The organism is Mesorhizobium sp. Root695, assembly GCF_001428185.1.
Classification (GTDB): Bacteria; Pseudomonadota; Alphaproteobacteria; order Rhizobiales; family Rhizobiaceae; genus Mesorhizobium.
Genome location: NZ_LMHO01000021.1, coordinates 88318 through 96338, shown reverse-complemented (window position 1 = coordinate 96338; position 8021 = coordinate 88318). Strand labels below are relative to the sequence as shown.

Here is an 8021-nt window from a genome sequence, read left to right as displayed (position 1 = left end):
GCCGGATCGCAACGAGATACGACCGCCTCGAAACTAATTTCCTCGCCGCAGTCTGCATCGCCGCGACCGTCAGCTTCTGGTTATGAGTCCGGACCCTAACCCTCGGGATATAGCGCCGACTAGAACCGAAGGATTACTCTTCCCCCGCCGCGCGCAAGCGCCAGATATCGCCGCAATAAGCCGTAGCGAGCGACGTCAGGGCGCCGCCGCCATACAGGTGACACCGAGGGCGCCAAGCCCCATCATCTTCCAGGGTGTCACCTCAGTGCAGTTCGAACGTGGTTCAAAACCCGCATCTGACTCAATCCTGCAAGTGCGGAAGCTGTCACTCGAAGCAGCCGGAATAGAATTCATTCCAGAGAATGGCGGCGGCCCTGGCGTGCGTTTGTCACGCAATCAGTGATGTTCTGTTCGCCATGCGACGGGATTTTCCATCCATTGATTTACTTCTGATTCCCGCCAGCCCGCGCCGTTGATGCTTATCTTGATCTGAGCGGGGAACGTGCCTTCGGCTATCTTGCGATAGATGGTCGAGCGGGAGAGGCCGGTCCGCGCGAGGACCGTCCTAAGGCGTATGATACGATCGGGTTCGGACATGGCTTGCCTGCACCTCACTGGTTCTCGCTGATGTCTGCTGGGACAGACAGGACGAACCCATGGGTAGGCAATCAGGTTTGTCGCCTCAGCCGGCTGCGGAGTGGAAACGGCGGCAAATCGGAGGGTGTCAGAGCCCAATACCCCGCCCCTTAGCGATGCCATGGCTGAACGCCAGTTCCGCACCAAGGCGCCGGCCGGAATCGAAGTTGATGCCAAGCTCGCGCTTACGGTTTGCCAGTAGGGATTCAAGTTGAGGATCGCGTTCGAGGCTCTTGGCCATATCGGACATGGCCGAGCGCGTTGACTTGTAGCCGGACATGTCGCCGGCCTGATATTGCTCCCGTCCAGTACGGTCGAGCTTTTGCCAACGTTCCACGAAACGGTCGGCGCGGCGGCCGGGGTCGATGTACATCCCAGTGCGGATTTCCGTTTCAAGCTGGAGAGCAAGCACGATGCGGCTGACGCGGCCGGCCCCCGCCTCGTGGACAAGTTCGGGATTTTTCCAATAAGCCGCTTCGGCATCGCGCCAGCCATACGGCCGCACCTTGTCGAAAGCGCTGCGGGCATCCCTCAATTCGCGCATCTGGTCGGGACTGCCGTGCCCGTCAGCATTTCCGGTACTGAGGATCGCGTCGATAGCGCGCGCGTGACGCACAAGCGCCTGGGTGCGGGCTCGGCGCATTTCTGCTTCCTGGTTCGCCGGCACATGCGTGTCGCGCTGCGCTCCCTCAGCAGAAGCTTCTCTTCCAGGCGTGGCGCCAACATCCCCGATCTGCGCCCCGACATTTTCCCTTCCCGGCCCAGGGCCACGTTCCTGCACAGGCTCGCCGTCTCCGGGCGAGCGCAACCCGTCCATCAGCTCGCCGATCTTGTCACGGAGCTTCTCCGGAACGATCCGACGCACGATCTCGACCAGGCGCTGTCGGAAGGTGATGCCGCGCCGCTCGGCATAGCTCCGCGCCGGGTCGATCTGCCCGTAGTCCGACGCCATGTCCTTGGCGCGGTCGCGTGACAGCGTCCGGACGAGCCGTTCGCGGGTTGCGAAGTCATCGTTGCCGTAATGCAGTTCCATCCCTTCGCGATGCCGCGACAGGGCAACATAACTGGCATGGGCATCCATGCCCGGCGTCGCCAGCACATGGACGCGGTCGACCGTCATGCCCTGAGCCTTATGGATGGTCGCGGCATAGCCGTGGTCGATGTGCGCGTAGTCTTTCAGGTCGAAGCGAACCGACCTGTCATCGGTGCGCACGGTCATGCTCTGTGTGCTGACCTCCTCCACGATGCCAAGCGTGCCGTTCTTGACGCCGAGCCCGCGCTCGTTGCGCAGGAATATGACCCGATCGCCGCTGGCGAAGTTCCTTGCACCGCGTTCGACATTCAGATGAATCTCGTCGCCGAGATCGCCGGCAGCGCGCATGCGCTCACGCGCTGCCTGGTTGAGCGCGCGTACTTCGTCATTGGTGTGGGTGAGGATGATCCGGCTTGCCTCTGGATGCGCCTGCCTGTCGCGATCCCAGCGCTCAACGAGTTCACCTCGCGCCTCATTGCGCGTCGCGGCCTGATACACCATGCCTTGCGCGTCGTAGGCGCTGATCGCGGCGCCGATCTTGCCGGTTGCCAGATCGCGCGTGGCGTCACGCTGCCAGTCCTCGCGCTGCCGGCGCACCTGACCGATTTCGACGCCGCCGTGTCGCTCGTGGATCGAGCGGAATGCAGCGCCCGCTTCGATTGCCTGCAACTGCTGCGGATCGCCGACGAGGACGACTTTCGCGCCAACGTCCGCCGCATGGGAGAGCACGCGCTCTAACTGGCGCGTGCCGACCATGACGGCCTCATCGATCACCAGGACATCGCTTGCTGTGAGCAGATCGCGGCCCTGTCCCCAGCTATGCTCCATACTGGCGATGGTGCGTGACGAGATACCTGATCCGCCTTCCAGGTTCTCCGCCGCAATGCCGGAAAGTGCCGCGCCTCGAACCTCGTAACCCGCCGCTGCCCATGTTTGGCGCGCAACGCCCAGCATGGCGCTCTTTCCCGTGCCGGCAAAACCGACGACGACACCGAGACCGCGACCATCGGTGATGTGCGCAAGCGCATCGCTCTGCTCGCCTGAAAGGACAAGACCGCGTTGCGCAGCGCGCGCCAGAGCTACCTCGCGATGTGCGTCACTCACCGCATGTCCCTCGTCCAAATCGATACGCTCCGCGGCGCGGTGAAGGCGCTGTTCGGTCTCGATCATCTGCCTTGTGGTGAAGCGGTCTTCGGCGCGTCCGTCCTTGCCGAGTTCGACCAGATCGGGCGCGTTGCTGATGGCTGCCACAACCGCGTTGAACTGCTCCATCCCGTCGCTGTGGCGATGCGCAAACTTCGCAATGTCTTTTCGGGTGAAGGTCGATTGCTGATGCGTGATGGCATCGAGCGCCACGGATGGATCGGCAATGATGCGCGCGCTATTGTTGCGCGCGATCTCGCGATGCAGTTCGGCGCGATCTGCTTCAATGTCGCCAGCAGCAAGGCCACTGCCCTCGATGCGCTGGGCTGGCGCACCAATCTGGGTTTGCGGCTCCAGGGCAATGCCCTGCGCTTCCAGGCTACGGTGATCGATGCGCGCGTCGATGTCGAGCTCGACCAGACGCTCATTGGCAAGTTCCGCCCATCGCTCGCGCCAGCGCTCGACCAATTCGGTGCGGTTCCAATCTCGAACCTTTGACCCAAAACCATTCTCTTCCACGGACCGCATAGTGAGCATGACATGAGCATGCGGCTTGGGACTGCCATCCTCTGCCCTGTCCCAGTGCACATTGAGATCGGCGACCATGCCCTTGCCGACAAACTCAGCCTGAACAAAGTCGCGCGCCAGTTCGATGCCTTGCGCTTGGCTGAGTTCACGCGGGAGCGCAAACTCCACCTCGCGGGCAAGCTGGGCATCCTTGCGCGCCTCGAACGCCTCGACATCGTTCCACAGCCACTCGCGGTCGCGCCAAGCCTCCGGTGCATCGTCCGGCAGCATCACCTCGGAATGAACGACACCGCGCTTGGCGGAGAAGTCGTGGCTGCGTTCGATCCGCTCGTCGCGCAGCCGCGAAGCCGAGCGATAGGCGGCCGACGCCACAGCGCTCGAGCCTGCCTTGCGGCCAATGACTTTGACATGAAGATGATAGATCGCCATCGCGACCAGATCATTTGCACGGCAAACCGCACGTCGGCACGACGTATAAGCGCGCCCTCCCTCGAAAAATTCTCGGGATGGACCAGCCCGTCCCGGGCTGTCTCGGCAGCCCTGAAGCCTTCCAGGGGGCGCTCAACTATCATCGCCGCATTGACGTCAGATGGAGACAGCCATGCGTAAACCACGTGACTTCGACACGGAGCTAAAGGCGCTGGAAGACAAGGCGCGGGAACTCAAAACGCGAAAGGTGCAGCAGCTTGGCGAGCTGGTTATCGCCACCGGAGCCGATCAACTCAACATAGACGAACTGGCTGGCGCGCTGGTCGCCATCGCCGAAACGAAAGACACCTCAAAGCGTGAGGCATGGGCCAAGCGTGGAGTGATGTTTTTCGAGAGCCGATCCCGGCGAGCTGCTCCGGCATCTCAGCGCAACCCTCGCGGCGCTCAAGTACAACCGGGCAACCCACAATCGCTGGCAAGCGGCTCGGGCTCGGCATGATATGCGCACGTGGCAGGTCGAGCGTCGCCAACGCACCCGACGTCTGATCGAACTCGGCGGTCTCGTCGTCAAGGCAGGCATTGTTGAGCTCACCAAAGATGATCGCGCTACCATCTACGGCGCACTGCTTTGGATGGCCGAGAAGCTGCACAGCCATGAACGGGAGCATGCGCGAGAGCTATGGTCCGCGAAGGGAAAGCAGGCCTTCGATGCGGAGCGGGATGAAAAGCAAAAGGGCTAAGGAGTCTAGCTTAGGTGTCATATCGCATTTCGCAATTGCTACGGTACGGCGTGACATATAGGGTCGTGGGTTTAAGGTCTCTTCCAGTGATGGCGGGCGATGGATCCTGCAGCCACTTGCGCGATCAGACAGAGTGGGTTGTTGCGAATTTTGACGCCGCAACCGGCCGTCGACTTTTTTGCCTGTTGAGCTGCTAATTTTAGCAACTAGGGCGTGGGGATTGAAGTCGAAGCGGTGCCTGATCCCGACTGACGGCTTCTTCGAATGGACGATCTCGCCGGCCGACGGCAACAAGGATCCCTGGCAAATCTACCCGCCCGGACACGCGCCCTTTTCGTTTGCCAGCCCTGGGCAACTCGAACCTCGACATCACAAGTCGCACCATCATCACCGAACCCGCAAATCCGGTGATGCAACCTGCATGACCGGCAGCCGGTCATTCTCGACCCGGCTTACTATGACGCATGGCTCGACCCAGCTACACCGAAGAACTACCTGGAGGACATCCTCAGCCACGACATCGACGGACAGCTTCAGTTCAACCGTGTCGGTCGCGAGGTCAATTTGACGGTCATCAACAAGCAACCGAATGACCACCCTGCCCTATCGGGCCGATCAATCCCCTATGAGCGACGAACCGATCAAGCTGGCCGAAGGCATGGCGCCAGCAGTACGCGACCACGCCCAGGTTTTCGGCCACACATGTAAGCACCTAGGCTGCGGCAAGGTCGCCGGCTGTGGTTTTGCCCGGCCGCGGAGTATGTCTCACTGGTTTTGCTTCGAGCACCGCGCCGATGGTGATCGGTCCCTTTAGGAGCGCAAATGTCAGACCAGGTCCTGCCGGGCCGGAAGAAACCGAAGCGATCGTGGTCCTTGCGTTCGACCGCGGTGAAGACGGGGAGTTGCTTAGGCGAATTGCCCGACCGACCAGCAGAGTGAAGAGCGCGCCACCCGCACCGCCAAGGCGCTTTCAAGACAACATGTCGGCGTCCTCGCCTGGCACCGGGGCGCTGACCTCCTCCTCGGCGATTCCGGAGCGCCAACTTTGCCTGCGGTGAAGTGCCGGATATGGAGTAGCTACTCCACAATCGCTGATTGTGCTGCCCATTGGGCAAAGCACACCAGCGCTGCTGATTTTCGGTAGGGCTCTACCAGGGCGGCAACGGCACGGTCGGCATCTCCATCGATGGCGGCTTCAGCGATAAGCCGGTGCTCAGCCGTGCAGTCCCGTTGCTCGCCCTCGGCCGCCGTTGCCAGCATCCGATAGCGATGCATTTGCGTTGCAACATGTTCACAAAATGAAATGAGCCAGTGTGATCCGCAACCAGATATTAATGCGCTGTGAAACGCCCGATGGACGTTCTCCCATTCCGAATCTCGGGAAGAAGGCTGTTCCTGGACACGTCCTGTTGCCCTAGCAAGGCGATGTAGAGCCAAAACGACTTGCTCTTCCCATCGCCCCGTCCTGTTTGCGATCGACTCCGCAACGCGCGCTCCTCGAGCCAGCAGCGAGTCCGCGTCAGTTCCTGCAGCTCGCCATCGCTCAAGGGCTTCACCCAAAAGCCGCGCTGGTCGATGCGATCGATCAAGCGCTCGGCGGAAAGCCTGTTAAGGGCCTCGCGAACAGGTGACAGTCCACACCGGTATTTTGCCGCTACTCGTTCAATGCGCAGCTTGTCTCCTGCTGGATATTGGCCCGTTCAACAGGTCGTCACGGAGCTGGCTATAGACGCTAGTGGCTAGTGTCGCAGCTGCGCGGCTTGACATGCATCGTCCTTTTCAAAAGCCATTCTGTCTTGGCTGGTACCTTCCGGCTGAATCGACGACCAGCAGTTACGGATCTATAGCTGCAGCCTCAATATTGAATACCTCTCGTCCCCGTTTGGTAAAATATGTACCGAGGACAGGAGCGGCCCGCGAAAGCAAAGGATAAATCGAAGGATGTGAGTGGCGCCAATACGGCTTAACCCGCAAACAGCGGTGGGCCGTCCCGGTTGTCTTAAGCGGCACTAAAAGCCGTTTACGATCCACGGGTCGGTGTCATATCCGAGACGTGGTTTCTCTGGCATTGCTCCACCGGGCAACTTGGCCGTTCCGGTGAAGCCGCAGTCCAGCTCGGCCACCGGCGTCTTGGAGGAATGTTTCGTAGAGTGTTTGGTCGAGCACAGGGCAGCGGCATCACTCACCACCACCTTCTTCTCCTTTGCTACAGCGACGCCGGTCGTCACGACGACCATAGCGGCGCAAAATATAGCTGCTCTCATAGCGGTTCCCCATGGCTTGCGCATCCCCAAGATGCGAGACCATGACCTTACGTCACTTTTATATGAGCGGAAACGAATATTCGCGCTGTTGTGCGCGTGGCTGACCCGTCGTCGGTTAACGCTCCAAGGACTGCAGCCCCGAAATCCTTGCAGTCGGTCAGGGTTGCATTATCCGGAACAAAATCTCCCTTGGTATGTTGAAGGGTCGAAGGGCACTACATTTTTCCGGAGTTCTTACCTTGAAAACCACTATCCTCTTGGGCGCTCTGGCGCTCTGCATTGCCGCGCCTTCCATTGCCTCGGCCGATGCGATCGTTCTGACGACCAATCAGCACCGCCATCATCACCGCGCCGCAGCAGTCGTCATCAATGAAGACGGCGGTCGTCTCCATCATCGCCGCCATGGCACGGAGGCGTTCTACGACAACGGGCATCGCCATCATTGGCGCAGGCATCATCGTCCCGATGTCGTCGTCATCAAGCGTTCGAACGATCGCCCGATGCACCGCCACCGCCACGTCGTCATCGAAAACAACGATTACTGATCTCGATTGGACCCGGCTCTGACATCGGAGCCGGGTCGATTCGTCCACCAGTCTCCCGTCGAGAAGGTCGAATTGTTTCAGCCAAAGGTGCAAGTGGTGAATTGCCCTTTCGCTCGTCACGGCGTCCCTGGATCGAAGTGCACAATTGCGCCAAAGAGGGTTCGACAGATGCTGTCTACCTCCTCATCGATCTCGTCCCGGTTGATGCCGAGTGCCATGGCGTCTGCGATCAGTTTGTGTGTGAGTTCTTCGACAGAGATGACATCGGCCTTGGTGGTCTCGGGGACGTTGTTGGCGATCCATTGATCAGGGACGTCGATTCCACCGGCGCTCATGACGCGATAAGCCCGAGCTCACTGTTAGGTTCCAGCGTCCGAGTTGCGGATGGCTGCATCATCAACTTCCGCTTCCATATCAGGGCGGACCGATTTGGACTGTATGCCCATCGATGTGCCCTCAAGGCCGTCAAGCCACGCGTCAAGCAAACTCCTGCCAGAAATCCGGCACGACCCGATCCTTCCCGTGGCGACAGCTGCGGCGTATGAACGCCTAAGAAATTTTGGCGTCTCGCGCAACGGCGGGAAGCAGTCGATCCGAGGACGCAGTCGAAAGACTTTAGGCGTTGGCGCCAGGTCTCGGAACTTCCCTTGCTCATCGAGCCTAGAAGTATCTGACATTCTCCTACCTGCCCACCATTCGGACA

9 protein-coding genes and 3 pseudogenes are annotated in these 8021 nt (G+C 60.4%); 5 read left to right on the top strand and 7 right to left on the bottom strand.

Annotation, left to right across the window (positions count from 1 at the left end; translation table 11 throughout):
- Nucleotides 1-86: pseudogene (locus ASD99_RS33510) on the top strand (IS5/IS1182 family transposase); the annotation flags it as partial.
- Nucleotides 87-396: 310 nt separating this feature from the next.
- On the opposite strand, the gene ASD99_RS18640 reads toward ASD99_RS33510, so the two are convergent.
- Together ASD99_RS18640 and traA are read right to left on the bottom strand one after the other, a co-directional pair.
- The gene (locus ASD99_RS18640) at nucleotides 397-597 is read right to left on the bottom strand and encodes a helix-turn-helix transcriptional regulator (protein ID WP_057144550.1); all 201 of its coding nucleotides are present in this window, start codon (nucleotides 595-597) and stop codon (nucleotides 397-399) included.
- Nucleotides 598-724: 127 nt separating this feature from the next.
- Nucleotides 725-3769: a Ti-type conjugative transfer relaxase TraA gene (traA, locus tag ASD99_RS18635; protein WP_057144549.1), complete on the bottom strand. Its 3045-nt coding sequence runs from the start codon at nucleotides 3767-3769 to the stop codon at nucleotides 725-727.
- 172 nt (nucleotides 3770-3941) lie between these two features.
- Between traA and ASD99_RS18630 the strand changes: the two genes are divergently transcribed.
- From ASD99_RS18630 to ASD99_RS35175, 4 genes and pseudogenes are all read left to right on the top strand, one after another.
- Nucleotides 3942-4268, top strand: a complete 327-nt coding sequence (locus ASD99_RS18630) for a conjugal transfer protein TraD (protein ID WP_200951016.1) — start codon at nucleotides 3942-3944, stop codon at nucleotides 4266-4268.
- 1 nt (nucleotide 4269) lies between these two features.
- Nucleotides 4270-4509: a conjugal transfer protein TraD gene (locus ASD99_RS18625; protein WP_057144547.1), complete on the top strand. Its 240-nt coding sequence runs from the start codon at nucleotides 4270-4272 to the stop codon at nucleotides 4507-4509.
- Between the two features lie 178 nt (nucleotides 4510-4687).
- Nucleotides 4688-4798, top strand: a pseudogene (locus tag ASD99_RS35325) (hypothetical protein); the annotation flags it as partial.
- 128 nt (nucleotides 4799-4926) lie between these two features.
- Complete coding sequence (locus ASD99_RS35175) at nucleotides 4927-5217, top strand: SOS response-associated peptidase family protein (protein ID WP_320410778.1); 291 nt, start codon at nucleotides 4927-4929, stop codon at nucleotides 5215-5217.
- Between the two features lie 369 nt (nucleotides 5218-5586).
- Here ASD99_RS35175 and ASD99_RS34825 read toward each other — a convergent pair whose 3' ends face one another.
- The 5 genes and pseudogenes from ASD99_RS34825 to ASD99_RS18600 form a co-directional block, all read right to left on the bottom strand.
- On the bottom strand, nucleotides 5587-6069 hold the full coding sequence (locus ASD99_RS34825; protein ID WP_274533706.1) for an FCD domain-containing protein: 483 nt from the start codon (nucleotides 6067-6069) through the stop codon (nucleotides 5587-5589).
- Between the two features lie 53 nt (nucleotides 6070-6122).
- Nucleotides 6123-6176: pseudogene (locus ASD99_RS35170) on the bottom strand (hypothetical protein); the annotation flags it as partial.
- A gap of 342 nt (nucleotides 6177-6518) precedes the next feature.
- On the bottom strand, nucleotides 6519-6773 hold the full coding sequence (locus ASD99_RS18610) for a hypothetical protein (protein ID WP_156389027.1): 255 nt from the start codon (nucleotides 6771-6773) through the stop codon (nucleotides 6519-6521).
- A gap of 215 nt (nucleotides 6774-6988) precedes the next feature.
- On the bottom strand, nucleotides 6989-7366 hold the full coding sequence (locus tag ASD99_RS35320) for a hypothetical protein (RefSeq protein ID WP_156389026.1): 378 nt from the start codon (nucleotides 7364-7366) through the stop codon (nucleotides 6989-6991).
- Between the two features lie 68 nt (nucleotides 7367-7434).
- Nucleotides 7435-7653, bottom strand: coding sequence for a DUF768 domain-containing protein (locus tag ASD99_RS18600; RefSeq protein ID WP_057144543.1), 219 nt, complete (start codon nucleotides 7651-7653; stop codon nucleotides 7435-7437).
- Between the last annotated feature and the right edge of the window lie 368 nt (nucleotides 7654-8021).

Bases quoted from the DNA above. Each gene is read 5' to 3' on its own strand.
- ASD99_RS18640 (WP_057144550.1), bottom strand. From the start codon at position 597: ATGTCCGAACCCGATCGTATCATACGCCTTAGGACGGTCCTCGCGCGG.
- ASD99_RS18610 (WP_156389027.1), bottom strand. From the start codon at position 6,773: ATGAGAGCAGCTATATTTTGCGCCGCTATGGTCGTCGTGACGACCGGC.
- ASD99_RS18625 (WP_057144547.1), top strand. From the start codon at position 4,270: ATGCGCACGTGGCAGGTCGAGCGTCGCCAACGCACCCGACGTCTGATC.
- ASD99_RS18630 (WP_200951016.1), top strand. From the start codon at position 3,942: ATGCGTAAACCACGTGACTTCGACACGGAGCTAAAGGCGCTGGAAGAC.
- traA (WP_057144549.1), bottom strand. From the start codon at position 3,769: ATGGCGATCTATCATCTTCATGTCAAAGTCATTGGCCGCAAGGCAGGC.
- ASD99_RS18600 (WP_057144543.1), bottom strand. From the start codon at position 7,653: ATGAGCGCCGGTGGAATCGACGTCCCTGATCAATGGATCGCCAACAAC.